The 621-nt window shown below is 67.1% G+C and carries 1 protein-coding gene; it reads right to left on the reverse strand.

Annotated elements, in window-relative coordinates:
- The coding region (locus H0524_RS24075; protein WP_218942551.1) for an alpha/beta hydrolase family protein at positions 1–621 on the reverse strand (621 nt) is incomplete at both ends.

Here is a 621-nt window from a genome sequence, read left to right on the forward strand (position 1 = left end):
GTCGGCGTTGAAGATGGGATATGGAGAGCCGAAAATAGCGTCGCTGTCGACGTACGGGCCGTAGTTGGGGCATGGGCCAGCCGGAATGGAGCTGCACGGCAGGGCGGGGAGGTTGAGTTCCGTGGCCAGGACGACCGCGCGGATCTCCGTCATGCCGAAGTCGATCCCACCGGACAACGAGGCGACGTGACCGAACAGGTCGGGGCGGGCCTGCGCGTAGTGCAGCGATCCGAAGCCGCCCATCGACAGACCGATGACGGCCCGGTGGTTCCGGTCGGTGCGGGTACGCAGGTTGGCGTCGATGAAGGGGACGACCTGTTCGGTGTGGAAGGTCTCCCAGTTGGCCGCGCCGAGGGCGGTGTTCTGCATGACCCAGTCGGCGTACCAACCCTTGAGCCCGCCGTTCGGAGCCACCGTGATCATCGAGTTTGAGCGCAGGGCCGGGACGGCCGCCACGTCGTTCGGGCGGCCGCCCCCACCGTGCAGGAAGTACGCGACCGGCCAGCGCTTGTCGGGTTCGGTGGCGTAGTCGGCGGGAAGGAACACGCGGATCTTGTGTTCGCCGGACAACTGCGCGGTCGTCACGGTGAGAGTGAGGTCGGTGCTGGAGTGGGCCTCGGT

Origin of the sequence: Salinispora sp. H7-4 (genome assembly GCF_013416675.1) — a bacterium.
Classification (GTDB): domain Bacteria; phylum Actinomycetota; class Actinomycetes; order Mycobacteriales; family Micromonosporaceae; genus Micromonospora; species Micromonospora vitiensis.